Genomic DNA, 25,761 nt, shown 5'->3' with positions numbered 1-25,761 from the left:
TTTTTGGCTGTGATGAATCCAGAAACAACGTCTGACAAGCATACCCCGGCGGTGGATAACGAACTCGATATCCGCGGCCTGTGCTGCACCCTGTGGCGCGGCAAACCGTGGATTATCGGCATTGCGGTGCTGTTCGCGGCGGTCGCGCTGATCGTTTCTTACCTGGTTAAGCAAGAGTGGAGCGCGACCGCAATCACCGACAAACCCACGGTGAATGCGCTGGGTGGTTACTATTCCCAGCAGCAGTTCCTGCGCAATCTGGACGTGCGCACGCTGCCGGCGATGGCCGGCGATCAGCCGAGCATCGCGGATGAAGCGTACAATGAGTTCATCATGCAGCTGGCGGCTTACGACACGCGTCGCGATTTCTGGCTGCAGAGCGATTACTACAAACAGCGTCAGGAAGGGGATGCCCGCGCCGATGCGGCATTGCTCGACGAGTTGATCAATAACATCCTGTTCACGCCGCGCGACGACAAAAAAGTCCCGAACGACGGCGTGAAGCTGACGGCGGAAACCGCCGCAGACGCCAACCGCCTGCTGCGCCAATATGTGGCCTTCGCCAGCCACCGCGCTGCCCTGCATCTGAACGAAGAGATTCAGGGGGCGTGGGCCGCTCGCACTACTTCGATGAAGGCACAGGTCAAGCGCCAGGAAGCGGTGGCGGAGTCGGTTTACAAGCGCGAGCTGAACACCACGCAGCAGGCGTTGAAAATCGCCGAAAGCCAGGGGATCAGCCGCACGCAAACCGACACCCCGGCAGAACAGTTGCCGGATTCGGATCTGTTCCTGCTGGGCCGGCCAATGCTGCAGGCGCGTCTGGAAGGCCTGCAGGCCTCCGGCCCGACCTACGATCTGGATTACGATCAGAATCGCGCAATGTTGGCGACGCTGAACGTTGGCCCGACGTTGGATGAGAAGTTCCAGACCTATCGTTATTTGCGCACGCCGGAAGAGCCGGTAAAACGCGACAGCCCGCGCCGGGTATTCTGGCTGATTCTGTGGGGTGCGATGGGCGCTTTGGTTGGCGCGGGTGTTGCCCTGGCGCGTCGGCCGCGTAGTTAAAAAATAATATAATAATCTGATGCAGGGCGCGTGAGCGCCCCATTCGCAGGCGGGGCCTGCGATTAACCGACCAAAAGAGATTCGCTGTGAAAGTGTTGACTGTTTTCGGCACCAGACCTGAAGCCATTAAAATGGCACCGCTGGTACATGCACTGGCCCAGGATGAGGCCTTTGAAGCAAGAGTCTGCGTAACGGCACAGCATCGTGAGATGTTGGATCAGGTATTGCGGTTGTTCGAGATCACGCCGGATTACGACCTGAACATCATGAAACCCGGCCAGGGGCTAACGGAAATCACCTGTCGCATCCTGGAAGGGCTGAAAGGGGTGCTGGAAGACTTCAAACCGGACGTGGTGCTGGTGCACGGCGATACCACCACCACGCTGGCGACCAGTCTGGCAGCGTTCTATCAACGCATCCCCGTCGGGCATGTCGAGGCCGGGCTGCGTACCGGCAATCTGTATTCTCCCTGGCCGGAAGAGGCCAACCGAAAACTGACCGGCCATCTGGCGATGTACCACTTCGCGCCGACCGAGAACTCGCGCCAAAACCTGCTGCGCGAGCTGCTGCCGGACAACCGTATTTTTGTGACCGGCAATACGGTGATCGACGCGCTGTTCTGGGTGCGCGATCGCGTGATGAGCGATGCTGCGCTGCGCGCCAGCCTGGCGCAGCGTTACCCGTTCCTCGATGCCGACAAAAAACTGATTCTGGTCACCGGCCATCGCCGGGAAAGTTTTGGCGGCGGTTTTGAGCGGATTTGCAGTGCGCTGGCGGAGATCGCCCGCAGCCACCCGGAAGTGCAGGTGGTGTACCCGGTGCATCTCAATCCGAATGTCAGCGAGCCGGTGAATCGCATTTTGAAAGGCATCGACAACGTCATGCTGATCGAGCCGCAGGATTATTTGCCGTTTGTCTATTTGATGACCCACGCTTACATGATCCTGACCGACTCCGGCGGCATTCAGGAAGAGGCGCCCTCGTTAGGCAAGCCGGTGCTGGTGATGCGCGACACCACCGAGCGCCCGGAAGCGGTAGATGCGGGCACGGTGCGCCTGGTCGGCACCGATGTGGCCAAAATTGTTGAAGCGGTGACCCGGCTGTTGACGGACGAAAGCGAATATCACGCGATGAGCCGGGCGCATAACCCATACGGCGACGGGCATGCCTGTCAGCGTATCCTCGAAGCTTTAAAGAATCATCAGGTGACACTATGAGTTTTGACACTATTTCGGTTATCGGCCTGGGTTATATCGGCTTGCCAACGGCGGCGGCGTTTGCTTCCCGCAAGAAAAAAGTGGTGGGCGTAGATGTTAACCAACATGCGGTAGATACCATTAACCGCGGCGCGATCCATATCGTCGAGCCGGATCTGGACAAAGTGGTCAAGGACGCCGTCGACGGCGGTTTCCTGCGGGCGGTGACCAAACCGCTGGCGGCCGATGCGTTCCTGATCGCGGTACCTACGCCGTTCAAGGGCGATCACGAGCCGGATCTGGCTTATGTCGAAGCAGCGGCGAAATCGCTGGCGCCGGTGCTGAAAAAAGGCGATCTGGTGATCCTGGAGTCCACCTCGCCGGTGGGCGCCACTGAACAAATGGCGGACTGGTTGGCGCAGGCGCGCAGCGATCTCAGCTTCCCGCAGCAAGCGGGCGAAGCGGCGGACGTGAATATCGCCTACTGTCCGGAGCGCGTGTTGCCGGGGCAGGTGATGGTAGAGCTGATTCAAAACGACCGAGTGATCGGCGGCATGACGCCGAAGTGCTCGGAACGAGCCAGCGCGCTGTACAAGATTTTCCTCGAGGGGGAATGCGTAGTCACCAACTCACGCACTGCCGAGATGTGCAAGCTGACGGAAAACAGCTTCCGCGACGTGAATATCGCCTTTGCCAACGAACTGTCGTTGATTTGCGCCGAACAGGGGATCAACGTCTGGGAACTGATCCGCCTGGCGAACCGCCATCCGCGGGTGAATATTCTGCAGCCGGGGCCGGGCGTAGGCGGTCACTGCATCGCCGTCGATCCGTGGTTTATCGTGGCGCAAAACCCGCAGCAGGCGCGTTTGATTCACACCGCGCGCCTGGTGAACGACGGCAAACCGCTGTGGGTGGTCGACCGGGTGAAAGCGGCGGTGGCCGATTGCCTGGCCGCCACCGACAAGCGCGCGTCCGAGGTGAAAATCGCCTGCTTCGGCCTGGCCTTCAAACCGAATATCGACGATTTGCGTGAAAGTCCGGCGGTGGAAGTGGCGCACCTGATCGCCGAATGGCACGTCGGCGAAACGCTGGCGGTGGAACCGAACGTCGAACAGTTGCCGAAGTCGCTGGCGGGCCACGTGACGTTGACGCCAATCGCTGAGGCGTTGCAGCAGGCCGATGTGATTGTGATGTTGGTCGATCACCAACAGTTCAAGGCCATCCGGCCGGAAGAGATCAAGCAAAGCTGGGTGGTGGATACCAAGGGAGTCTGGCGTTGAAGCGTATCTTAGTCACCGGCGGCGCCGGTTTCATTGGCTCCGCAGTGGTGCGGCACATCATCGAAGCCACCGGCGACAGCGTGGTGGTAGTGGATAAGCTGACCTATGCCGGTAACCTCGAGTCGCTGGCGGTGGTGGCCGACAGCGAGCGCTATGCTTTCGAGCAGGTCGACATCTGCGATCGTGCCGAGCTGGACCGGGTATTTGCACGCTATCAGCCGGACGTGGTGATGCACCTGGCGGCGGAAAGCCACGTCGATCGTTCTATCGACGGCCCGGCGGCGTTTATCGAGACCAACGTGGTTGGCACTTACACGATGCTGGAAGCGGCGCGCCATTACTGGCAGCCGTTGGCGGCGGAGAAGAAGCAGTCTTTCCGCTTCCATCATATCTCCACCGACGAAGTGTACGGCGACCTGCACGGCACCGACGATCTGTTCACCGAAACCACGCCGTATGCGCCGAGCAGTCCGTATTCCGCCTCCAAGGCATCGAGCGATCATCTGGTGCGTGCCTGGTTGCGCACCTACGGTTTGCCGACCCTCGTGACCAACTGTTCGAACAACTACGGCCCTTATCACTTCCCGGAGAAGTTGATTCCGTTGGTGATCCTGAATGCGGTAGCCGGCAAACCGCTGCCGGTATACGGCAACGGCGCGCAGGTGCGTGACTGGTTGTATGTTGAAGATCACGCGCGCGCGCTCTATCAGGTCGTGACCGAAGGCGTGGTAGGCGAAACTTACAATATTGGTGGCCATAACGAGCGCAAGAATATCGAAGTGGTGCAGACCATTTGCGATCTGCTGGAAGAATTGGCGCCAAATAAACCGCAGGGCGTGACGAACTACCGCGATCTGATCACTTACGTGAAGGATCGCCCAGGCCACGATATGCGTTACGCCATCGACGCCGGCAAAATCGATCGCGAGTTGGGCTGGCGGCCGCAGGAAACGTTTGAAAGCGGCATTCGCAAGACGGTCGCCTGGTATTTGGCTAACGAAACCTGGTGGCGCCGGGTGCAAGACGGTTCTTATGCCGGTGAGCGTTTGGGGTTGTCAGATTAATTTAACGCCGCGTCGCTTTGCGGCGGTGCGGCGGGTTTTGGAGTAAGTATGAAAGGTATTGTGCTGGCTGGCGGTTCCGGTACGCGTCTGCATCCGATCACGCGCGGCGTGTCCAAGCAACTGCTGCCGATTTATGACAAGCCGATGATCTATTACCCGCTGTCGGTACTGATGTTGGCAGGGATCAAAGACATTCTGATTATCTCCACGCCGGAAGATCTGCCTTCTTTCAAGCGTTTGTTGGGCAGCGGCGAAGCGTTTGGCATCAATCTCAGCTATGCCGAGCAGCCTAGCCCCGATGGCCTGGCTCAGGCATTTCTGATTGGCGAAGAATTCTTGGCCGGCGAGCCGAGCTGCCTGGTGTTGGGCGATAATATTTACTTTGGTCAGGGGTTCAGTCCCAAGCTGAGAAGCGTTGCGGCGCGCACCGCCGGTGCCACGGTATTTGGCTATCAGGTGATGGATCCCGAGCGTTTCGGCGTGGTGGAGTTTGACGACCACTTCCGCGCGCTGTCGATCGAAGAAAAGCCGGTTAAACCGAAGTCCAATTGGGCGGTGACCGGATTATATTTTTATGATGCTCAGGTGGTGGAGTTCGCCAAGCAGATCAAGCCGTCAGCTCGGGGAGAATTGGAGATCACCAGCATCAACCAGATGTATCTGGAGCGTGGCGAGCTGACCGTCGAGCTGCTGGGGCGCGGTTTTGCCTGGCTGGACACCGGGACTCACGACAGCCTGCTGGAAGCCAGTAGCTTCGTGCAGACGGTAGAGAAACGTCAGGGCTTTAAAATCGCCTGTCTTGAAGAGATCGCCTGGCGCAATGGCTGGCTGGATGATGAGGGCGTGAAACGCGCGGCTCAGACGCTGGCCAAAACAGGTTACGGCAAATACTTACTGGATTTATTGCATGCACGTCCACGCCAGTATTGAACCGCTGAATTGGGAGAGCGACTTCTTCCAATTGAAGAGCGCCAAGTTGCATTTCGACGACTCTGCGGCCCCCGTGAGCAACGCTGATTTGGATGCTTATGCGTTGGTGCAGGCTAAAATCCCCGCTTACCGATTGGAGTGGGCCGATGCACTGTCGGCGCTGGGCTTCCGGCTGGTCGAAGGCGAAGTGGATCTGGCCGTGAACATTGCAACTGGACGCGAGACGGTCGATACCGCTGCGGCCGGGGTGCGCATGGCCGTGCCCGAGGACATCCCGTCGTTGCGGGCTGCCGCCGGTGACGTGTTCGCCGCCAGCCGATTTCGCGCACCGTGGTACGAGCGCACCGATAGCGGGCGATTCTATGCGGCCTGGATCGAAAAAGCGGTGCTGGGCACCTTCGATCATCAATGCTTGCTGGTATTGGGTAACCAGGGGCAACCTGAAGGCTTTGTCAGCCTGCGCGACATTGGCGGCCAGGAAATGCGTATCGGCTTGCTGGCGGCCTACCCCGGCGCATCAGGCCGGGGCATTGGTTCCAGACTGATGGCGACGGCGCTGGCCGAATGTCGGCGGCAGGGGATGCAACGCCTGCGGGTTGCGACCCAGGTAGGCAATATCGCCGCATTACGACTCTATCAACGACAGGGTGCCGTGATTGAAAGCACCGCGTACTGGTTATACAGAGGTAGACATGATTCCATTTAACGCTCCACCGGTTGTTGGCACTGAACTGGAATATATGCAGGCTGCGATGAGCAGCGGCAAGTTGTGCGGCGACGGCGGTTTTACCCGTCGCTGCCAGCAGTGGATGGAACAGCGTTTCGGCAGCGCGAAAGTGCTGTTGACGCCTTCCTGCACCGCGTCGTTGGAAATGGCCGCCATCCTGCTGGATATCCAGCCGGGTGACGAAGTGATCATGCCGAGCTTTACCTTCGTTTCCACCGCCAACGCCTTTGTGCTGCGCGGTGCCAAAGTGGTGTTCGTCGACCTGCGTCCGGACACCATGAACATCGACGAAACCAAAATCGAAGCGGCGATCACCGATAAAACCCGCGCGATTGTACCGGTGCACTATGCCGGCGTTGCCTGTGAGATGGATACCATCATGGCGCTGGCGAAGAAATATAACCTCTTCGTGGTGGAAGACGCCGCGCAGGGCGTGATGTCGACCTACAAAGGCAAGGCATTGGGCACCATCGGCCATATCGGCTGCTTCAGCTTCCATGAAACCAAAAACTACACCGCCGGCGGCGAAGGCGGCGCGACGCTGGTGAACGATCCTGCCCTGATCGATCGGGCTGAAGTCATCCGCGAGAAGGGCACCAACCGCAGTCAGTTCTTCCGTGGCCAGGTCGACAAATATACCTGGCGCGACATCGGTTCCAGCTATCTGATGTCTGACCTGCAGGCCGCCTACCTGTGGGGCCAGCTGGAAGTGGCGGAACGCATCAACCAGCGCCGTTTGGCTCTGTGGCAGAATTACTACGACAGCTTCCTGCCGTTGGCGCAGGCCGGCCGTATCGAGTTGCCGACTGTGCCGGCGGACTGCGAGCACAATGCGCACATGTTCTATATCAAGCTGCGTGATATCGACGATCGCACCGCCTTTATCGACTACCTGAAGGAAGCTGAGATCATGACGGTGTTTCACTATATCCCGCTGCATGCGTGCCCGGCCGGCGAACAGTTTGGCCGCTTTGCCGGTGAAGATCGCTATACCAGCCAGGAAAGCGCGCGCCTGGTGCGTTTGCCGCTGTTCTACAATATGTCCGATGCTAATCAACGTACGGTAATCAATACCATCCTGAGCTTCTTCGCCTGATATGTCGTTGGCAAAAGCGTCGATATGGACCGCCGGCTCCACGCTGATCAAGATTGGCGTGGGGCTGTTGGTGGTGAAACTGCTGGCGGTGGCGTTTGGCCCCAGCGGCGTGGGGCAGGCGGGTAACTTTCGCCAGTTGATCACCGTGCTGGGCGTGCTGTCCGGCGCGGGCATTTTTAACGGCATCACCAAATACGTGGCGGAGTACCACCAGGACTCGCAGCGTCTGCGTCTGGCGGTCGGCACCGCGTCGAGCATCGTGCTGGGCTTTTCGACCTTGCTGGCGCTGGTGTTTTTGTTCGCCGCCGAGCCGATCAGCATCGGGCTGTTCGGGCATGCCGATTACGTCGGCGTGGTGCGCGCCGTCGCCTTCATTCAGATGGGCATCGCCTACGCCAACCTGTTCATGGCGGTGCTGAAAGGTTATCGCGACGCGATGGGCAACGCGCTGGCGGTGATCGGCGGCAGCCTGATCGGCGTGATGGCTTATTATCTGTGCTTCAAGCTGGGGGGCTATGAAGGCGCGCTGGCAGGGCTGGCGTTGGTGCCGGCGTTGGTGGTGCTGCCGGCCGGGCTGATGCTGTGGCGGCGCAAAACGTTGCCGCTGCGCTACCTGGCGCCGCGCTGGGACAAAGGGGTGGCCGGCAACCTCGGCAAATTCACCCTCATGGCGTTGATCACCTCGGTGACGCTGCCGGTGGCCTACGTGATGATGCGTAACCTGTTGGCCGCGCATTACGGTTGGGATGAGGTGGGGATCTGGCAAGGCGTCAGCAGCATTTCCGATGCCTATCTGCAGTTTATCACCGCCTCGTTTACCGTCTATCTGCTGCCGACGCTGTCGCGGTTGACGGACAAGGGCGCCATCTCGCGGGAGATCGTGCGCTCGCTGAAATTCGTGCTGCCGGCGGTAGCGGCGGCGAGCTTTACGGTGTGGTTGCTGCGTGATTTCGCCATCTGGCTGTTGTTCTCGGACAAGTTCGTCGCCATGCGCGATCTGTTTGCCTGGCAACTGGTGGGCGACGTGCTGAAAGTCGGGGCCTATGTGTTCGGCTATTTGGTGATCGCCAAAGCGTCGCTGCGCTTTTATATCCTGACGGAAGTCAGCCAGTTTCTGCTGCTGACGCTGTTCTCGCACTGGCTGATCCCGCTGCGCGGCGCGCTGGGGGCGGCTCAGGCCTATATGGCAACCTACATCGTGTATTTCGCGCTCTGTAGCTGCGTGTTTCTTATTTATCGTAGACGAGTATGACCATACTGATTCACGTTCTGGGATCCGATATCCCGCATCATAACCAGACGGTGCTACGCTTCTTCAACGACGTGTTGGCGCCGCGTCTGCCGGCTGAGCAGACGCGGCATTTTATGGTGGCGGCCAAGGATGTGGCGGCACTGGGAGATTTCCCCGCCCTGAACATTGAGCCCTACGCGGACAAGAAAAGCCTGGCGGCGGCGGTCATCGCGCGCGCCCAAGCCGATCGCGATACGCGTTTCTTCCTGCACGGCCAGTTCAACCCGGGGCTGTGGCTGGCGCTGCTGAGCGGCAAGATCAAGGCGCGTCAGGTCAGTTGGCATATTTGGGGCGCCGATCTGTATGAGGACGCCACCAGTTGGAAATTCCGGTTGTTCTATCTGCTGCGCCGCATTGCGCAGGGGCGGGTAGGGAATGTGTTTGCCACTCGCGGCGACGTGATTCACTACCAGCAGCGCCATGCGCGGGTGCCGGCCTCGCTGCTGTATTTCCCTACCCGCATGGATCCGGCGCTGACCGACGTTCACGTCGAGAAAAACCTGGCCGGGCCGATGACGATTCTGGTGGGCAACTCCGGCGATCGCAGCAATCGGCATATCGAAGCGCTGCAGGCGATTCATCAGCAGTTCGGCGCCGACGTGCGCGTGATCCTGCCGATGGGTTATCCGGCCAACAACGATGCTTACATCGAGCAGGTGCGCGCCGCCGGGTTGCCGCTGTTCGGCGAGAAAAACCTGCAGCTGCTCACGCAGCAGGTGGCATTCGAGGACTACCTCAATATTCTGCGCGCCTGCGATCTGGGCTATTTCATTTTCAATCGCCAGCAGGGGATTGGCACCCTGTGCCTGCTGATTCAGTTCGGCGTGCCTTTTGTGCTCAGCCGGCAAAACCCGTTCTGGCAGGATTTGGCGGAACAGCACCTGCCGGTGCTGTTCTACGGCGATTCGCTGGACGAGGCGGTGGTGCGCGAAGCGCAGCGTCAGCTGGCGGCGGTGGATAAACAGGCGATCGCCTTCTTCAATCCGAACTATGTTGACGGCTGGCAGCAGGCCCTGGCGCTGGCGGCGGGAGAGCACTCATGACGTTGGCGCAATTCGGCGGCCTGTTTGTCGTCTATCTGGTCAGCCTGACGTTTATCCTGACGCTGACCTACCAGGAGTTTCGGCGCGTGCGCTTTAACTTCAACGTCTTCTTCTCGCTGCTGTATTTGCTGACGTTCTATTTCGGCTTCCCGTTAACCTGCCTGCTGGTGTTTCAGTTTGACGTCGAGGTGGTGCCGGTGGAGTTTCTGCTGTATGCCCTGCTGTCGGCGACGGCGTTTTACGCCATCTATTACGTCACTTACAAGACCCGGCTGCGCAAGCGCCGCACTCAGCCGCGCGCGGCGCTGTTTACCATGAACCGGGTAGAGACTCATATGACCTGGGTGCTGCTGGCGCTGGTGGCGATCGGTACCGTTGGGATCTTCTTCATGCAGAACGGCTTCCTGCTGTTCAAGCTCAATTCCTACAGTCAGATCTTCTCCAGCGACGTGTCCGGCGTGGCGCTCAAGCGGTTCTTCTACTTCTTCATTCCGGCGATGCTGGTGGTCTATTTCCTGCGGCAGGATCTGCGCGCCTGGTTTTTGTTCCTGGTGGCGACGGTGGCGTTCGGTATTCTGACCTACGTGATCGTCGGCGGCACCCGTGCCAACATCATTATCGCTTTCGCGCTGTTCTTGTTTATCGGCATCGTGCGCGGCTGGATCACGCTGTGGATGCTGGCGGCGGCGGGCATATTCGGCGTGGTCGGCATGTTCTGGCTGGCGTTGAAGCGCTATAGCCTGGACGTCAGCGGCGCGGAAGCGTTTTATACCTTCCTCTATCTGACCCGAGACACCTTCTCGCCGTGGGAAAACCTGGCGCTGCTGCTGCAAAATTACGACAAGATCGATTTCCAGGGCCTGGCGCCGATCTTGCGTGATTTCTACGTCTTTATCCCAACCTGGCTATGGCCGGGCCGGCCGGACGTGGTGCTGAACTCGGCCAACTATTTCACCTGGGAAGTGCTGAACAACCACTCCGGGCTGGCGATATCCCCGACGCTGATCGGTTCGCTGGTGGTGATGGGCGGCGCGCTGTTCATCCCGCTCGGCGCGATTCTGGTGGGCATGATCATCAAGTGGTTCGACTGGCTGTATGAGCTGGGCAAAACAGAGCCGAACCGCTATAAGGCGGCTATCCTGCAAGGATTCTGCTTCGGCGCGGTGTTCAACATGATTGTATTGGCGCGCGAAGGGGTGGACTCATTCGTTTCGCGCGTGGTGTTCTTCTGCATTATTTTCGGCGCCTGTCTGGTGCTGGCGAAGTTGCTGTATTGGCTGTTCGATACCGCCGGGCTGATCAAGGCCAGAGTGACGCGCGCCCGCGCGCTGGCCTCTTCCCCACGGGCGGACGGTCTTTTGTAAGGGTAATGACGACGATGGAAACAAAGATTTCGGTGCCGCAGTATGAGCTGCGCGGTTTCAGCCTGTGGGGCTTTCGCGATATGGCGCACTGTATGGATTTTCTGTTCGACGGCGGCCGGGTCAAACAGGGCACGCTGGTGGCGATGAATGCGGAAAAGATCCTGAAGGCGGAAGAGGACCCGGCGCTGCATGCGTTGCTGGATGAAGCGGAGTACAAGTACGCCGACGGCATCAGCATGGTGCGCTCGATTCGCCGCAAATACCCGGCGGCGGATGTGTCGCGCGTCGCGGGCGCCGATCTGTGGGAAGCGTTGATGCAGCGCGCCGGCCGCGAAGGCACGCCGGTCTTCTTGGTCGGCGGCAAGCCGGAAGTCTTGGCGGAAACCGAGCAGAAGCTGCGCAGCCAGTGGAATGTCAACCTGGTGGGCAGCCAGGACGGCTATTTCAAACCGGATCAGCGAGAGGCGTTGTTCGAGCGTATTCGCGCCAGCGGCGCCGCTATCGTGACGGTGGCGATGGGATCGCCGAAGCAGGAGATCCTGATGCGCGACTGCCGCAAGGTGCATCCGCAGGCGCTGTATATGGGCGTGGGCGGCACCTACGACGTTTTTACCGGCCATGTGAAGCGTGCGCCCAAGGTGTGGCAGAACCTTGGTCTGGAATGGCTCTACCGCCTGCTCAGCCAACCCAGCCGCATTGGCCGGCAGTTGAAGCTGTTGAAGTTTGTCGGCTACTACTACAGCGGCAAGATGTAACCTCTCATCCGGGGTGGAAAGTGCTGTTCCGCTCCGGACTGCTGTACCAATAATCTGCTTTTGCCTATTTCTCCCGCATATCTATAACCCCCAGCCCTAAACGTCGCCGCATTTATTCCATAAAGTTTTAAATTGCGGTTTGCTTATAGCGGCGAAATGCGAAACGATACCGCCCGGAAATTATCCCTGGCCGCTGAAGCCTGATGCGACAGCGCTGAACGATGTTCTTCTCACGGTAACTTCGCTCCGACTACCCGTTGATGCCAACCCGAACGGCAGGGGATGATTTATTCTTTTAATAATGACAATAACGACCGGCAGCGGCCGGCAGGCAAACACAACCCGAGAAAAATTATTGAGGATTTATGGCACACAAAGAGAAACCGCAAGGGCTACACCGAGGCCTTGAGGCCCGGCACATCGAGCTTATCGCTCTCGGGGGCACCATTGGTGTCGGCCTGTTTATGGGATCGGCCAGTACGCTGAAGTGGGCGGGGCCGTCGGTACTGCTGGCTTACATCATCGCCGGGCTGTTCGTGTTCTTCATTATGCGTTCGATGGGGGAGATGCTGTTCCTTGAGCCGGTCGCCGGGTCGTTCGCCGTTTACGCGCATAAATACATGAATCCCTACTTCGGTTATCTGACCGCCTGGGGCTACTGGTTTATGTGGATCGCCGTCGGCATTTCTGAGATCACCGCCATCGGGGTGTATGTGCAGTTCTGGTTCCCGGAAATACCGCAGTGGGTGCCGGCGCTGATCGCCGTGGCGATGGTGGCGCTGGCCAACCTGGCGGCGGTGCGCCTGTATGGGGAGCTGGAGTTCTGGTTCGCCATGATCAAGGTCACCACTATCATCGTGATGATTCTGGTGGGGCTGGGGGTGATCTTCTTCGGCTTCGGCAACGGCGGTGAACCTATCGGTTTCGCCAATTTGACGGCGCACGGCGGTTTCTTTGCCGGCGGCTGGAAAGGCTTCCTGTTTGCGCTGTGCATCGTGGTAGCGTCCTATCAGGGGGTTGAGCTGGTGGGCATCACCGCCGGGGAAGCCAAGAACCCGCAGGTGACGCTGAAACGCGCGATCAACAATATCCTGTGGCGCATCCTGATCTTCTATGTCGGCGCGATCTTCGTCATCGTCACCATTTTCCCCTGGAACGGCATCGGCACTACCGGCAGCCCGTTCGTGCTGACCTTCGCCAAGATCGGCATCGTTGCCGCCGCCGGCATCATCAACTTCGTGGTTTTGACCGCCGCGCTCTCCGGCTGCAACAGCGGCATGTACAGCGGCGGCCGTATGCTGTACGCCCTAGCCAAGAATCGCCAACTGCCGGCGGCGTTGACCAAGCTTTCCGCCAGCGGCGTGCCGGTGAATTGCATCGCCGTCACCATCGGCTGCCTGCTGGTGGGATCTGCGCTGAACTACATTATCCCGAATCCGGAGCAGGTGTTCGTCTATGTCTACAGCGCCAGCGTGCTGCCGGGCATGGTGCCGTGGTTCGTGGTGCTGATAAGCCAGCTCTATTTCCGCCGCGCCCATAAGGAAGCGATCAAAAACCACAGCTTTAAGTCGATCATGTTCCCGTATGTGAACTATCTGACCATCGCTTTTCTGGTTTGCGTGCTGGTCGGCATGGGAATCAACCCGGATACGCGGATTTCCCTGCTGGTCGGGGCGATTTTCTTAGCGGGCGTCAGCCTGTGCTACTTCGCTTTCGGCATGCATAAGAAACATCATCCGGCTGAAAATCGGGTAGAAACACGGCAATAAACGGTGAAAAGGGACTACGGAGTGCGCTTTCCCGCGCAGGAGTGAGCAAAGCGTAATCAAACGCAACATTTCTGCGAAAAAGCACTAGACAGGATTGGCGTAAATCCGTAGTATCCCCTCCCGCAACGGCGCTACGCGCCCGTAGCTCAGCTGGATAGAGCGCTGCCCTCCGGAGGCAGAGGTCTCAGGTTCGAATCCTGTCGGGCGCGCCATTAAGTTTGTGCGCAGGAGCTGCGGTGGTAATATTACCGCGTGAGTAAGAAGAAGTAGTAATGGTGGCTATAGCTCAGTTGGTAGAGCCCTGGATTGTGATTCCAGTTGTCGTGGGTTCGAGTCCCATTAGCCACCCCACTTCCTGATGAAGTGAAGATTTAGCAGTATTTTGTGACAGTGCGAAGGTGGCGGAATTGGTAGACGCGCTAGCTTCAGGTGTTAGTGTTCTTACGGACGTGAGGGTTCAAGTCCCTCTCTTCGCACCACGCAAAATATCTGATAAATATAAGATTTATATGGACAACGGTCTGATAAATCGAGTAGTATGAGCAACACAAATCGGCGAGTAGCGCAGCTTGGTAGCGCAACTGGTTTGGGACCAGTGGGTCGGAGGTTCGAATCCTCTCTCGCCGACCACATTCGAAAAACCTGCTTTTTAAAGCAGGTTTTTTTTCGTCTGCAGTTTATGAGGATGAGCACCTCCGCAGGAGGAGCCTCGCGAAGCGAGACGAGAAGGCAGGCCCGCGCAGCAATGTGCGGGCTTTTTGCATCCATGAGGGCTGGCATCTTGTGCCTGCTTGTGAGCATGTTGGTTTTCAGCGACATGACCATCCAGCGCTGTCGTCAGGTTGAGACAAATAATTTATTGATTTTAAAAGATAAAACCGGATTTGGCTTAAGCCGTCGTTTTGAAGCGACATTCTTATAACGGCCGCTGGCATGGAATGCCAGGGAGAGGTATCAGGCAGGAAGGGTGGGGGGAAGTATAAATTATTTATATTTCAATGCATTGAATTAAATTTCCCATTGGAAATGGGCTCAATCTAAAAGTTGGCACGTCAAATGCAATACCTATAGCGTAGATGCTCATTCCACCTCTTATGTTCGCCTTAGGCTTCATAAACCCTGGGAATGACGCAGAGCCGATTTAGGGTGCCTATCGCCCACGAGAACGATGACTAACCCGTCATCACGCTCAGGGCAAAACGTTGAGTGAGGCACCGCCCCTGTTGTCCTAGACCTGATTGCTTCTTTATACACTTGCCATACGGCAAGTGTTTTTTTTTGCGCCACAGAAAACCCCGGGCAAAAAAAAGCGCGGCATCGGAGCCGCGCTTTTCTCACTTGGGCAGGGCGTTATTCGCCGCCGTTCTGTTTCAGCGTCAACATCAGTCCCTCACGTCGCATCTGCGCCGCTTCATCCGAACGATGCAGTTTCTCCAGCGTATCGGCCAGCCAGGCGTAATCGTAGGCGTCCGGACGCTGTTTCAGCGCTTCGCGGAAGGCGTCGGCCGCCTGCTGCCATTCGCCGTGCTTCATCAGCAGTTGCCCCAGCGTGCTGTTCAGCAGCGGCGTCGCGCCGTGTTGCTTCATCTGCTGACGCAGCGCTTTTTCCAACTGCTCGGGGTTGCCGGACTTCAGCCGCGGCAGCAACAGCACCAGGCGCTCGTCATATTGGCGCTTCAGGCTATCGAGCACAATCTCCTGCGCCAGTTCGTGGTCGTTGCATTCGATCAGGTGCTCCACCATCGCGATTTGCAGCGGCACTTCGTGACGCGTCTTGCGGCTCTGATCTTTCCACCAGCGCTTCAGGCCTTCGCTGCCTTCGTCCGCCATCGCCTGATTCATCAGCCCGATATAAGCCTGTTGCTGCAATGCCTGCAGCTGCTCTTCACTGTGCAGCTCGATTTTACGCATCGACGGCAGCACTTCCAGCAGCGACGCGTAGGCGCCGGTGCGCAGATAGGCTTGTTCCGCCAGGCGCAACACTTCCGGATGGCGCGGCGCCTGGTTCAGCAGGCGATCGACGCCGTGGCGCGCGGCATGGTTCTCGCCCTGCGCCAGCTGGATGCGAACCCGGGTGATATCCACCGGCAGCTGATCGGTATCGGCGGCTTCAGCGGCGCGCTCCAGATATTGGTTGGTACGGAAGTCATCGCCGCGTTGCTGTGCGGCCTCGGCGGCCAGCAGGTAGTTCACCACCGGTTGCTCAGCGTGATCGGCGTTGCGCGTCATCAGCTTTTCAACCTGTTTGTAGTCGCCTTCCGCCAGTTTGATCAGCGCGGCTTTGGTTTGCTGGCGCGCGCGGGTGCGCTTGCGGCCGATAAACCAGCCGCGCGTGCGGGCGCCGGTACGGAAGATGCGGCGCAGGATCCACTCGATCGCCAGCAGCACCACGAACAGCAGCACCAGCATGATCACCAGGCCGGTGACACTGGTTTCAATATTGTAGTTATCGGTCTGGATCAGCACATAGCCCTGATGCCCGGCCAACATCGGCCCGAGCACCACGCTGGCGATCACCACCAGGAACAGAAATAGCACGCGTAACATGGCTTAACCCTCCTGGTGAGCGGCAGGGGACTGGGTCATCAGGTTGCGCACCCGGGTCTGCATCACTTTTTCCAGCAGCGGCTGGCTCTTCAGCTCATCCGGCACATCCATCGAGATCGACTGTTGGCTCAGGTTGTCCAGTTCTTCCAGGAAGGCCTTGGTCGCCGGGTCGGTGGTGTCGAAATAGGCGCGCACCCAGGTGGAGACGGTTTCCAGCGACTGCTTGTAGGTCTCGTTCTGATGGCGCGGGATGGCCTGTGCGGCCACCAGCAGGCGCGAACGGATGTTCTCGCGCAGGTAGATGTCCTGGTTCGGCGCCAGCAGCGGTTCGGCGCTGGTGTCGCGGCGGCGGATGGTGATGAAGTCGGCCATGAAATTGCGCCAGCTCTTGGCCAGGTTCTGCCGCCATTCGCCGATCGAGCCGGAGAGCTCGCTGCTGTTTTGATCCATCGGCGCTTCGTCGGTGTCGTTGTCCGCCAGGCGCAGGTTATCCACCTGATTGGACAGCTGATTGACCTTGAGGATGATGCCGTCGTAATCGACCTGGGTCAGCGTGGAAAGCGTGCTGATGTCTTCGGTAATGGCGCGGCGCACGTCGAGCAGGCTCGGATCGTTCATGTCCGCCAGGCTGGCGTCGGCGCTTTTCAGCAGCGCGGCGGCGCTGGTCACGTCCTGATCGCTCCACAGCTTGCGGCCGGCCATTTTCACCAGGAAATCGGCCTGCGCCAGCAGCCAGGTTTTGGCGTCGCTGCCGGAGATGGTCGCCACTTTTTCCTGCAGCTCGCTCAGTTGGCGCGCCAGATTCGCCTGCTCGCGATCGGCGGCGTCCAGGGTTTTACCCTGCTGCTGCAGCAGGCCTTCCAGCGCATTTCTTTCCTGCTGTTGGCTCTGCTTTACGCCTTCAAGCTGCTGCTGCAGTGCCTGATTGGCGGCGATCAGCTGTTGCGCCTGCTTGTGCGTGTGGTAATAGCCGCCCGCGCCGAGGGCGATGACCAGCACGATAGCGATCGCGCCGAGCACCGGGCCGGTGTTCTTGCCTTTGCGGCTGGCAGCGGCTGGCTGCTGGGAGCTCTCAACCGCGGTGGTTGGCTCTTCAACCGGGGCGGATGGGGTATTTTGTTCCGTCATAGTGGCACATCCCATAGTCAGATTATTGTAGCGCGCGGATCAGCGCGTCATTATCGGCGTTGTCAGCTACCCGAATCGTACGCCAGCCCAAGTCCCGGGCGAGGGTAGCCAGGCGTTCGCTCACTACTACCAGGCGGCAACGCAGCAGCCATGAAGAACGATAGTAATCAGGAACTAAAGTATAGAGCTGTTGTAACATTTCACCGCTGGTCACCACCAGCGTATCCACACCGGCACGCTGCCAGTGGGCGCTTTGCTCGCTGCCGTCATAGTGCACCGGGCTGCGTTGATAGCATTCATAATAGCTGACGTCGGCGCCGCGCTCGCTCAGCGTCGACCCCAACAGTTCGCGGCCGCCGTTGCCGCGCAAAATCAGCGCGCGTTTGCCCGCCAGCTTTTGCAGCGCCGGCAGCAGCAGCAGCGTTTCGCTGATCTCGCGTTCGCGCGGGTACTCCACCGGCAAACTGCTGATGCGGTGCAGCGCCAGCCCGGTGGTGCGACCGATGGCGTAATAAGTCAGGTGCGCGGGCCAGCTCAGCCCGGCGCGGCCGATAACCGAATCGGCATAACTCACCGAATGCTGCGATAGCACGAACACCAGATCGCCGGCGCTAAGCTGCTGCAACGCCTGCGGCAGCTTCGGCAGATCGCCGCCGGGGGCGAAGTCGATCAGCGGTGCATGATAGGCAACCCGGCCGAGTGCGCGCAGCCGGCTCACTAACAGCTCCCCCGAAGGCGATGGGCGGGTTACCAGAATGGTCATGCCGGCGGATTTCCCTGATAAACTTCGCGCAGGATCTCGCGCGCGCCGCGCGCCAGCAGCTCTTCCGCCAGCTCAACGCCCATCCGTTCGGCCTCGGCGGCCGGGCCGCGGCGCTCCCCGCGCACCATCTGGCTGCCGTCCGGCGCGCCGACCAGGGCGCGCAGCCACAGGCTGTCGCCATCCAGTTCGGCATAGCTGCCGATCGGTACCTGGCAGCCGCCTTCCAGGCGGGTGTTCATCGCCCGTTCGGCGCGCACGCGGGTTTCGGTGGCCGCATGGTTCAGCGGCGCCAGCAGCGCGCGGGTGACGCTGTCGTCGAGACGGCATTCAATGCCGACCGCACCCTGGCCGACCGCCGGCAGACACTCTTCGGCGCTCAGCGGGCTGCGGATGCGTTGCTCCAGACCTAAACGCTTCAGGCCGGCCACCGCCAGGATAATCGCGTCGTAGTCGCCGTTGTCCAGCTTGGCCAGGCGAGTGCCGACGTTGCCGCGCAGGTCGCGCACGATCAGATCCGGGCGGCGTTCACGCAGCTGGCACTGGCGGCGTAGGCTGGAGGTGCCGACCACGCTGCCCTGCGGCAGCTGATCGAGCGAGGCGAAACGATTGGAAACAAAAGCGTCGCGCGGATCTTCGCGTTCGCAAATGGTGGTCAAACCGAGCCCGGCAGGGAAATCGACCGGCACGTCTTTCATCGAATGCACGGCGATGTCGGCGCGGCCTTCCAGCAGCGCCAGCTCGAGTTCTTTAACAAACAGGCCTTTACCGCCGACTTTCGCCAACGGCGTATCCAGAATAACGTCGCCGCGGGTGACCATCGGCACCAACTCGACCTGCAGGCCGGGATGGTAGGCCATCAGACGTTGCTGCACATAATGTGCTTGCCAAAGAGCAAGCGGGCTTTGTCGGGTGGCAATTCGAATAATTTTGTCTAACATGCTTGTTACCGTTTTTATATTTCGCCATCCATCCTACCACTGAGAGCCAATACTGTCAGTGCAAGAAGCCGGAGGCGGAAAAAGGACAACGGAATCAAAGGGACGTGTGATGTGCTTTGGGGCAGTTAACACTGCGGGTAAATCGTTTAGGGAAGCGCTACAATAATTGTGAAGCGTTACCTCCTTTACGGTCAATCAGCAAGGTGTTAAATTGATCACGTTTCCAGCAATAAGTCGCCAAATATTCTTCTTACACTAACGGCGCTTATGGAATACGGGTTTTTTTCTAAACACCGGGATAATCAGGCGAGACGTCTTGTACCTCTACATCGAGACATTGAAGCAGAGACTGGATGCGATCAATCAGCTACGCGTCGATCGCGCCCTGGCGGCTATGAAGCCCGCGTTTCAACGGGTATACAGTCTGCTGCCCACCTTACTGCACCACCACCACCCGCTGATGCCGGGTTACCTGAACGGTAACGTTCCCCACGGCATTTGCCTCTACACGCCTGATGAAACTCAACAAGATTACCTGAACGATTTAGAAGACAAATGGGGCAGCCCGTTTGACAAACCGGCCAGCGGCGAGCTGCCGATCACCGGCGTCTATTCGATGGGCAGCACCTCGTCTATCGGCCAAAGTTGCAGCTCGGATCTCGATATCTGGGTCTGCCACCAGTCCTGGCTGGACAACGAAGAACGCACCCGCCTGCAGCAAAAATGCAGCCTGCTTGAGAAGTGGGCCGCCTCGATGGGGGTGGAAGTCAGCTTCTTCCTGATCGACGAAAACCGTTTCCGCCATAATGAAAGCGGCAGCCTGGGCGGCGAAGACTGCGGCTCGACGCAGCACATCCTGTTGCTGGACGAGTTCTACCGCACCGCGGTGCGCCTGGCCGGCAAACGCATCCTGTGGAACATGGTGCCGGGCGAAGAAGAAGCGCACTACGATGAATACGTGCTGTCGCTGTACGCGCAGGGCGCGCTGACGCCGAACGAGTGGCTGGATCTCGGCGGCCTGAGTTCGCTGTCGGCGGAAGAGTACTTCGGCGCCAGCCTGTGGCAGCTGTACAAGAGCATCGATTCGCCTTACAAGGCGGTGCTGAAAACCCTGCTGCTGGAAGCCTATTCCTGGGAATACCCCAATACCCAGCTGCTGGCGACGGACATCAAACATCGCCTGCACCAGGGCGAGATCGTCAGCTTCGGGCTCGACGCCTACTGCATGATGCTCGAGCGCGTGACCCGCTATCTGACCGACATCAACGACACCACCCGCCTCGATCTGGCCCGCCGCTGTTTCTACCTGAAAGTGTGTGAAAAGCTGTCGCTGGCCAAGGCCTGCGTCGGCTGGCGGCGCGAGATCCTCAGCCAACTGGTCAGCGAGTGGGGCTGGAGCGACGAGCGTCTGGCGATGCTGGACAACCGCGCCAACTGGAAGATCGAGCGGGTGCGCGAAGCGCATAACGAGTTGCTCGATGCGATGATGCAGAGCTACCGCAACCTGATCCGTTTCGCCCGCCGCAATAACCTCAGCGTCAGCGCCAGCCCGCAGGATATCGGCGTGCTGACCCGCAAACTGTATGCGGCGTTCGAAGCGCTGCCCGGCAAGGTGACGCTGGTGAACCCGCAGATTTCGCCGGACCTGTCGGAAAACGATTTAACCTTTATTCATGTGCCGGTTGGCCGCGCCAACCGCACCGGCTGGTACCTGTACAATCAGGCGCCGGCCATGGATTCGATAGTCAGCCATCAGCCGCTGGAATATAACCGCTACCTGAACAAGCTGGTGGCCTGGGCCTATTTCAACGGCCTGCTGACGCCGCAGACCCGCCTGCACATCAAGAGCGGCAACCTGTGCGATACCGCCAAGCTGCAGGAGCTGGTGGCCGACGTTTCCCATCACTTCCCGCTGCGCCTGCCGGCGCCGACGCCGAAAGCGCTGTACAGCCCGTGCGAAATTCGCCATCTGGCGATCATCGTCAATCTGGAAAACGATCCGACCGCCGCGTTCCGCAATCAGGTGGTGCACTTCGATTTCCGCAAGCTGGACGTGTTCAGCTTCGGCCAGCAGCAGCAGTGTCTGGTGGGCAGCATCGATCTGCTGTACCGCAACTCCTGGAACGAGGTGCGCACTCTGCATTTCAGCGGCGAGCAGTCGGTGCTGGAAGCGCTGAAAACCATTCTCGGCAAAATGCATCAGGACGCCGCGCCGCCGGAGTCGGTGGAAGTGTTCTGCTACAGCCAGCACCTGCGCGGCCTGATCCGCACCCGCATTCAGCAGTTGGTATCGGAATGCATCGAGCTGCGCCTGTCCAGCACCCGGCTGGAACCCGGCCGCTTCAAGGCGGTGCGCGTCGCCGGGCAGACCTGGGGGCTGTTCTTCGAGCGCCTGAGCGTGTCGGTGCAAAAACTGGAGAATGCGGTGGAGTTTTACGGCGCCATCTCCAACAACAAGCTGCACGGCCTGTCTATCAAGGTGGAAACCGATCAGGTGCATCTGCCGCCGGTGGTGGATGGCTTCGCCAGCGAAGGGATCATCCAGTTCTTCTTCGAAGACACCTCGGATGACAAGGGTTTCAACATCTATATTCTGGACGAGTCGAATCGGGTGGAGGTGTATCACCACTGCGAGGGCAGTAAAGAAGAGCTGGTGCGCGACGTCAGCCGCTTCTACTCTTCATCGCACGATCGTTTCACCTACGGCTCCAGCTTCATCAACTTTAACCTGCCGCAGTTCTATCAAATCGTGCAGCTCGACGGGCGCACGCAGGTGATCCCGTTCCGCAGCAACGTGCTGTCCAGCCTGTGCGTGACGGTGGCCGACGGCGCCGCTCAGCCGCTGAAGCAGCAGTTCCAGCTGCATTGACGCCGCAAGGGCTCGGTGGCCGAGCCCCGCATTGCCTCAGGAAAAACGCAGTTCCTCACCGGCCTGCGCGCTGGCCGCTTCGCTGAGCAGTTGGTAAAACGGCTGCCCGCTGCGATCGCATAACCAGACGCCGTCGCGGTAGTTGAAGTGGTAACCGCCGGCCTTGGTGGCGAGCCACACCTGGTGCAGCGGCTCCTGGCGGTTGATGACAATTTTGGTGCCGTTTTCGAAGCTCAGCGTCATCACGCCGCCATTGGTTTCGTAATCGATGTCCGCATCGCCGTCAAAATCGTCCAGTGTCTCTTCAATATTCAGCATCAGCTGGTCGGCCAACTGGTGAAACTCGCTGTCGTTCATATTCAATTCCTATTGCTTTTCATGATCCACCTGCGATTATAGAGACCTTGGACGCATGAATTACAGGCATTAATGCAAATGAAAAAACAACTACGCTATGCGCTGATGGCAGTTCTGGTTACCGGCCTCGCCGGCTGTGGTCTGAAAGGCCCGCTTTACTTCCCGCCTGCCGACCCCGCCAGCCAAAAACCGGCCAAGCCGCCGGTGCAAACGGGCGATCAGGTGCAAAAGAACCAGCAGGAGCAGTCTGGCTCTCAGCAAAAACCGTCGATGGTTGACCAGTAACACCCTGTTTGCGGTGGCGAGCGCCGCCGTAAAATCAAGACGGATAGCGCGTCCAGATAGCGGAGTATGATATGCAGTTCTCCAAAATGCACGGTCTGGGCAACGACTTTATGGTGGTCGATGCCGTTACACAGAATGTCTATTTTTCACCTGAGCTGATCCGCCGGCTGGCCGATCGGCACCTGGGCGTCGGCTTTGACCAGATGCTGGTGGTAGAACCGCCTTACGATCCCGAACTGGATTTTCACTACCGAATTTTTAACGCCGACGGCAGCGAAGTGGCGCAGTGCGGCAACGGCGCGCGTTGCTTCGCGCGCTTCGTGCGGCTGAAAGGGCTGACCAACAAACGCGACATCCGCGTCAGCACCCAAACCGGGCGCATGGTGCTCAGCGTCACCGACGACGATCTGGTGTGCGTCAACATGGGTGAGCCGAATTTCGACCCGCAGGCGGTGCCGTTCCGCGCCGCCAAGGCTGAAAAGACCTACATCATGCGCGCGGCGGAACATACCGTGTTGTGCGGCGTGGTGTCGATGGGCAACCCGCATTGTGTTTTGCAGGTGGACGACGTAAACACCGCCAAGGTGGAGCTGCTCGGGCCGGTGCTGGAAGGGCATGAACGCTTCCCGGAACGGGCCAACATCGGCTTTATGCAGGTGGTCAGCCGCGATCATATCAAGCTGCGCGTTTATGAGCGCGGCGCCGGTGAAACGCAGGCCTGCGGCAGCGGCGCCTGTGCGGCGGTGGCGGTGGGGATCCAACAGGAATTGCTGTCAGAAGAAGTGCATGTAGAGCTGCCGGGCGGCAGCCTGCATATTCGCTGGAAAGGGCCGGGCAACCCGCTGTTTATGACCGGTCCGGCAACCCATGTCTATGACGGATTTATTCATCTATGAAAAGCGTAGAAGAACAGAGCGTCGCCGGCCTGGCGCTGGATGACGACACCGTGATGCAGTATCTGCTGCAGAACCCGGATTTCTTTATTCGCAACGCGCGCCAGGTTGAGCAGATGCGCGTGCCGCACCCGGTGCGTGGCACCGTTTCGCTGGTGGAATGGCATCTGGCCCGCCAGCGCAATCATATCGAACGGCTGGAAGAAGAGATCACGCTGCTGATGGAGCAGGCCAGCGCCAACGAAGGGCTGTTCGCCAGGCTGCTGCACCTGCAGGCCGATCTGGCCACCGCCGACAGCTTGCAGGACATGCTCAACCGGCTGCAGCGCTGGGCGCGCGGCTTCGGTTTGGCCGGCGCCACGGTGCGTCTGTTCGCCGAGCGCTGGAATATCGGCGCGCCTTCCGATTTCACCCATCTGGCGCTGACGCGTTCGGCGTTCGAGCCGTTCCGCATCCAGCGGCTGGGCAGCGAACAACACTACCTCGGCGGCCTGAACGGCCCCGAACTGCTGCTGCTGTTGCCGCAGGCCAAACAGATCGGCCAGATTGGTTCGGTAGCGCTGTCGATGCTGGGCGACGATGGCGAGCTGGGCATGGTGATCTTCAGCAGCCGCGATACGCAACATTATCAGCAGGGCATGGGCACGGTAATGCTCAATCAACTGGCGCGCATGCTGCCGGAACTGCTGGAACGCTGGATCGAACGCGCATGACGCCGATTGCGCCCAGCCTGCAGCAGCCGGTGGACGCTTTTCTGCGTTATCTCAAGGTAGAACGGCAACTCAGCCCGCTGACGCAGCTCAGCTATTCACGCCAGCTGACGGCGCTGATGTGCCTGGCGCAGGAGATCGGCGTCACCGACTGGGCGGCGCTGGATGCCGCCCGGGTGCGCATGCTGGCGGCGCGCAGCAAACGCGCCGGCCTGCAGTCCGCCAGCCTGGCGCTGCGGCTCTCTTCGTTGCGCAGTTTCCTCGACTGGCTGGTCAGCCAGGGCGTGCTGCACGCCAACCCGGCCAAAGGCATCCGCACGCCGCGCAGCGGTCGCCATCTGCCGAAAAATATCGACGTCGATGAAATGAACCAACTGCTGGAGATCGATCTCAACGATCCGCTGGCGGTGCGCGATCGCGCCATGCTGGAGGTGATGTACGGCGCCGGCCTGCGTCTTTCCGAGCTGGTGGGGCTGGATTGCCGCCATGTCGATATGGCGGCCGGCGAGGTGTGGGTGATGGGGAAAGGCAGCAAAGAGCGTAAACTGCCGATCGGACGCACCGCCGTCACCTGGCTGGAACACTGGCTGGCGATGCGCGATCTGTTTGGGCCGCAGGATGATGCGATGTTTCTGTCCAATCAGGGGCGACGCATCTCGACGCGCAACGTGCAAAAGCGCTTCGCCGAATGGGGCGTGAAACAGGGCGTCAACAGCCACATTCACCCGCACAAACTGCGTCACTCCTTTGCTACCCACATGCTGGAGTCCAGCGGCGACCTGCGCGCGGTGCAGGAGCTGCTCGGCCACGCCAACCTGACCACCACGCAAATTTATACCCACCTCGACTTTCAACATCTGGCGAACGTGTACGATGCCGCGCATCCGCGCGCCAAACGGGGGAAATCCTGATGCATTTTTATCGCCCGCTGCGCCCGCTGGCGGCGCTGACTTTCGATCTGGACGACACGCTGTATGACAACCGTCCGGTGATCCGGCAAACCGAGCAGCAGTCGGTGGCCTTCCTGCAGAGCTACCATCCCGGCCTGAACAGCTTCCAGTCGGCGGATTTCCACCGTCTGCGCCAGGAGCTGCGTGAGCAGGATCCGGAGATCTACCACGACGTCACCCAGTGGCGCTGGCGCGCCATTCATCTGGCGCTGAGCCGGCAGGGGCTGCGCGACGCCGAAGCCGCGATCGGAGCCGATGCGGCGATGCAAAACTTCGCGCTGTGGCGCAGCCGCATCGAGGTGCCGGAAGCGACCCACGCCACGCTGAAGGCGCTGGCCGCGCGCTACCCGCTGGTGGCGATCACCAACGGTAACGCCGATCCGGCGCAGTGCGGCCTGGACGGTTACTTCCAGTTCGTGTTGCGATCCGGGCCGGACGGGCGCGCCAAGCCGTATCAAGACATGTATCACCTGGCCGTCGAACGGCTGGGCGTGGCGCCCGGGCAGATCCTGCACGTGGGCGACGATCTGACTACCGACGTCGCCGGCGCGCTGCGCGCGGGGCTGCAGGCCTGTTGGATCAACGATCGGCAACGCTGCCTGATGCAGGCCGCCGACAGCCGCCTGCTGCCGCATATTGAGATTTCGCAGTTGGCATCGCTGACAGCATTGTTATAATCCCTGCCAGAACTCTGTATAAATTTCCAGTGAAAAACTCGTCACCGGCGGGTTTTCCCTTAAC

Annotated in this window: 24 protein-coding genes and 4 tRNA genes; 23 read left to right on the top strand and 5 right to left on the bottom strand. The window is 59.6% G+C overall.

Going from position 1 to position 25,761, the window contains the following annotated elements:
* The first annotated feature begins 12 nt into the window (after positions 1 to 12).
* The 17 genes from wzzE (at position 13) to GT753_RS18165 (ending at position 14,502) form a co-directional block, all read left to right on the top strand.
* On the top strand, positions 13 to 1,065 hold the full coding sequence (wzzE, locus tag GT753_RS18245; protein ID WP_021505188.1) for an ECA polysaccharide chain length modulation protein: 1,053 nt from the start codon (positions 13 to 15) through the stop codon (positions 1,063 to 1,065).
* Between the two features lie 86 nt (positions 1,066 to 1,151).
* Positions 1,152 to 2,282: a non-hydrolyzing UDP-N-acetylglucosamine 2-epimerase gene (wecB, locus tag GT753_RS18240; protein WP_004934198.1), complete on the top strand. Its 1,131-nt coding sequence runs from the start codon at positions 1,152 to 1,154 to the stop codon at positions 2,280 to 2,282.
* On the top strand, positions 2,279 to 3,541 hold the full coding sequence (gene wecC / locus GT753_RS18235; RefSeq protein ID WP_015376252.1) for a UDP-N-acetyl-D-mannosamine dehydrogenase: 1,263 nt from the start codon (positions 2,279 to 2,281) through the stop codon (positions 3,539 to 3,541). The genes wecB and wecC overlap by 4 nt, the downstream gene beginning before the upstream one ends.
* A complete protein-coding gene (rffG, locus tag GT753_RS18230) occupies positions 3,538 to 4,605 on the top strand; it encodes a dTDP-glucose 4,6-dehydratase (RefSeq protein ID WP_015376253.1) in 1,068 nt (355 codons plus the stop codon). Before wecC ends, rffG begins: the two co-directional genes overlap by 4 nt.
* Positions 4,606 to 4,653: 48 nt before the next feature.
* Positions 4,654 to 5,535 (top strand): glucose-1-phosphate thymidylyltransferase RfbA, encoded by an 882-nt coding sequence (gene rfbA / locus GT753_RS18225; protein ID WP_015376254.1) that lies wholly within the window; start codon positions 4,654 to 4,656, stop codon positions 5,533 to 5,535.
* Positions 5,513 to 6,241 (top strand): dTDP-4-amino-4,6-dideoxy-D-galactose acyltransferase, encoded by a 729-nt coding sequence (gene rffC / locus GT753_RS18220; RefSeq protein ID WP_015376255.1) that lies wholly within the window; start codon positions 5,513 to 5,515, stop codon positions 6,239 to 6,241. The genes rfbA and rffC overlap by 23 nt, the downstream gene beginning before the upstream one ends.
* The gene (gene rffA / locus GT753_RS18215) at positions 6,228 to 7,358 is read left to right on the top strand and encodes a dTDP-4-amino-4,6-dideoxygalactose transaminase (RefSeq protein WP_015376256.1); all 1,131 of its coding nucleotides are present in this window, start codon (positions 6,228 to 6,230) and stop codon (positions 7,356 to 7,358) included. The genes rffC and rffA overlap by 14 nt, the downstream gene beginning before the upstream one ends.
* 1 nt (position 7,359) lies before the next feature.
* Entirely contained in the window at positions 7,360 to 8,610 is a 1,251-nt protein-coding gene (gene wzxE, locus GT753_RS18210) for a lipid III flippase WzxE (protein ID WP_015376257.1), read from the top strand.
* On the top strand, positions 8,607 to 9,692 hold the full coding sequence (locus GT753_RS18205; protein ID WP_015376258.1) for a TDP-N-acetylfucosamine:lipid II N-acetylfucosaminyltransferase: 1,086 nt from the start codon (positions 8,607 to 8,609) through the stop codon (positions 9,690 to 9,692). The genes wzxE and GT753_RS18205 overlap by 4 nt, the downstream gene beginning before the upstream one ends.
* The gene (wzyE, locus tag GT753_RS18200; RefSeq protein WP_015376259.1) at positions 9,689 to 11,056 is read left to right on the top strand and encodes an ECA oligosaccharide polymerase; all 1,368 of its coding nucleotides are present in this window, start codon (positions 9,689 to 9,691) and stop codon (positions 11,054 to 11,056) included. Before GT753_RS18205 ends, wzyE begins: the two co-directional genes overlap by 4 nt.
* 14 nt (positions 11,057 to 11,070) lie before the next feature.
* Positions 11,071 to 11,811 carry a lipopolysaccharide N-acetylmannosaminouronosyltransferase gene (wecG, locus tag GT753_RS18195; protein ID WP_004934224.1) on the top strand — a complete coding sequence of 247 codons (741 nt, stop codon included), beginning with the start codon at positions 11,071 to 11,073 and terminating at the stop codon, positions 11,809 to 11,811.
* Between the two features lie 365 nt (positions 11,812 to 12,176).
* Positions 12,177 to 13,580, top strand: coding sequence for an amino acid permease (locus GT753_RS18190; protein ID WP_004934226.1), 1,404 nt, complete (start codon positions 12,177 to 12,179; stop codon positions 13,578 to 13,580).
* 135 nt (positions 13,581 to 13,715) lie between these two features.
* A tRNA-Arg gene (locus GT753_RS18185) sits at positions 13,716 to 13,792 on the top strand.
* A 63-nt stretch (positions 13,793 to 13,855) separates the two neighbouring features.
* Positions 13,856 to 13,931: transfer RNA gene (locus tag GT753_RS18180), tRNA-His, on the top strand.
* A 41-nt stretch (positions 13,932 to 13,972) separates the two neighbouring features.
* Positions 13,973 to 14,059: transfer RNA gene (locus tag GT753_RS18175), tRNA-Leu, on the top strand.
* Positions 14,060 to 14,133: 74 nt separating this feature from the next.
* Positions 14,134 to 14,210: transfer RNA gene (locus GT753_RS18170), tRNA-Pro, on the top strand.
* A gap of 55 nt (positions 14,211 to 14,265) precedes the next feature.
* Positions 14,266 to 14,502: a hypothetical protein gene (locus tag GT753_RS18165; RefSeq protein ID WP_130054954.1), complete on the top strand. Its 237-nt coding sequence runs from the start codon at positions 14,266 to 14,268 to the stop codon at positions 14,500 to 14,502.
* 428 nt (positions 14,503 to 14,930) lie between these two features.
* Here the strand turns inward: GT753_RS18165 and hemY are convergent, their stop codons facing one another.
* From hemY to hemC, 4 genes are read right to left on the bottom strand one after another with little or no spacing between them, the layout of a single operon-like run.
* A complete protein-coding gene (gene hemY / locus GT753_RS18160; protein ID WP_004934228.1) occupies positions 14,931 to 16,127 on the bottom strand; it encodes a protoheme IX biogenesis protein HemY in 1,197 nt (398 codons plus the stop codon).
* A 3-nt stretch (positions 16,128 to 16,130) separates the two neighbouring features.
* Complete coding sequence (gene hemX / locus GT753_RS18155; RefSeq protein WP_160125823.1) at positions 16,131 to 17,255, bottom strand: uroporphyrinogen-III C-methyltransferase; 1,125 nt, start codon at positions 17,253 to 17,255, stop codon at positions 16,131 to 16,133.
* A gap of 22 nt (positions 17,256 to 17,277) precedes the next feature.
* Entirely contained in the window at positions 17,278 to 18,018 is a 741-nt protein-coding gene (gene hemD / locus GT753_RS18150; protein WP_015376261.1) for a uroporphyrinogen-III synthase, read from the bottom strand.
* On the bottom strand, positions 18,015 to 18,956 hold the full coding sequence (hemC, locus tag GT753_RS18145) for a hydroxymethylbilane synthase (RefSeq protein WP_160125822.1): 942 nt from the start codon (positions 18,954 to 18,956) through the stop codon (positions 18,015 to 18,017). The genes hemD and hemC overlap by 4 nt, the downstream gene beginning before the upstream one ends.
* Before the next feature lie 316 nt (positions 18,957 to 19,272).
* On the opposite strand from hemC, the gene GT753_RS18140 reads away from it, so the two are divergent.
* Positions 19,273 to 21,825: a class I adenylate cyclase gene (locus tag GT753_RS18140; RefSeq protein WP_015376262.1), complete on the top strand. Its 2,553-nt coding sequence runs from the start codon at positions 19,273 to 19,275 to the stop codon at positions 21,823 to 21,825.
* A gap of 36 nt (positions 21,826 to 21,861) precedes the next feature.
* Here GT753_RS18140 and cyaY read toward each other — a convergent pair whose 3' ends face one another.
* Positions 21,862 to 22,182: an iron donor protein CyaY gene (cyaY, locus tag GT753_RS18135; protein WP_015376263.1), complete on the bottom strand. Its 321-nt coding sequence runs from the start codon at positions 22,180 to 22,182 to the stop codon at positions 21,862 to 21,864.
* Positions 22,183 to 22,260: 78 nt separating this feature from the next.
* Between cyaY and GT753_RS18130 the strand changes: the two genes are divergently transcribed.
* The 5 genes from GT753_RS18130 (at position 22,261) to yigB (ending at position 25,697) form a co-directional block, all read left to right on the top strand.
* Complete coding sequence (locus tag GT753_RS18130) at positions 22,261 to 22,467, top strand: lipoprotein (RefSeq protein ID WP_004934241.1); 207 nt, start codon at positions 22,261 to 22,263, stop codon at positions 22,465 to 22,467.
* Positions 22,468 to 22,538: 71 nt separating this feature from the next.
* Positions 22,539 to 23,363, top strand: coding sequence for a diaminopimelate epimerase (gene dapF, locus GT753_RS18125; RefSeq protein WP_015376265.1), 825 nt, complete (start codon positions 22,539 to 22,541; stop codon positions 23,361 to 23,363).
* Positions 23,360 to 24,073: a DUF484 domain-containing protein gene (locus GT753_RS18120; RefSeq protein ID WP_004934247.1), complete on the top strand. Its 714-nt coding sequence runs from the start codon at positions 23,360 to 23,362 to the stop codon at positions 24,071 to 24,073. Before dapF ends, GT753_RS18120 begins: the two co-directional genes overlap by 4 nt.
* Positions 24,070 to 24,981 (top strand): tyrosine recombinase XerC, encoded by a 912-nt coding sequence (gene xerC, locus GT753_RS18115; RefSeq protein ID WP_015376266.1) that lies wholly within the window; start codon positions 24,070 to 24,072, stop codon positions 24,979 to 24,981. Before GT753_RS18120 ends, xerC begins: the two co-directional genes overlap by 4 nt.
* Positions 24,981 to 25,697: a 5-amino-6-(5-phospho-D-ribitylamino)uracil phosphatase YigB gene (gene yigB / locus GT753_RS18110; RefSeq protein WP_015376267.1), complete on the top strand. Its 717-nt coding sequence runs from the start codon at positions 24,981 to 24,983 to the stop codon at positions 25,695 to 25,697. Before xerC ends, yigB begins: the two co-directional genes overlap by 1 nt.
* Positions 25,698 to 25,761: the final 64 nt, after the last annotated feature.

This window comes from Serratia sp. Z4 (genome assembly GCF_009900725.1).
GTDB classification, from domain to species: domain Bacteria; phylum Pseudomonadota; class Gammaproteobacteria; order Enterobacterales; family Enterobacteriaceae; genus Serratia; species Serratia nematodiphila.
The sequence above is the reverse complement of the archived record's forward strand: the minus strand, read 5'-3'. Positions and strand labels throughout refer to the sequence as shown.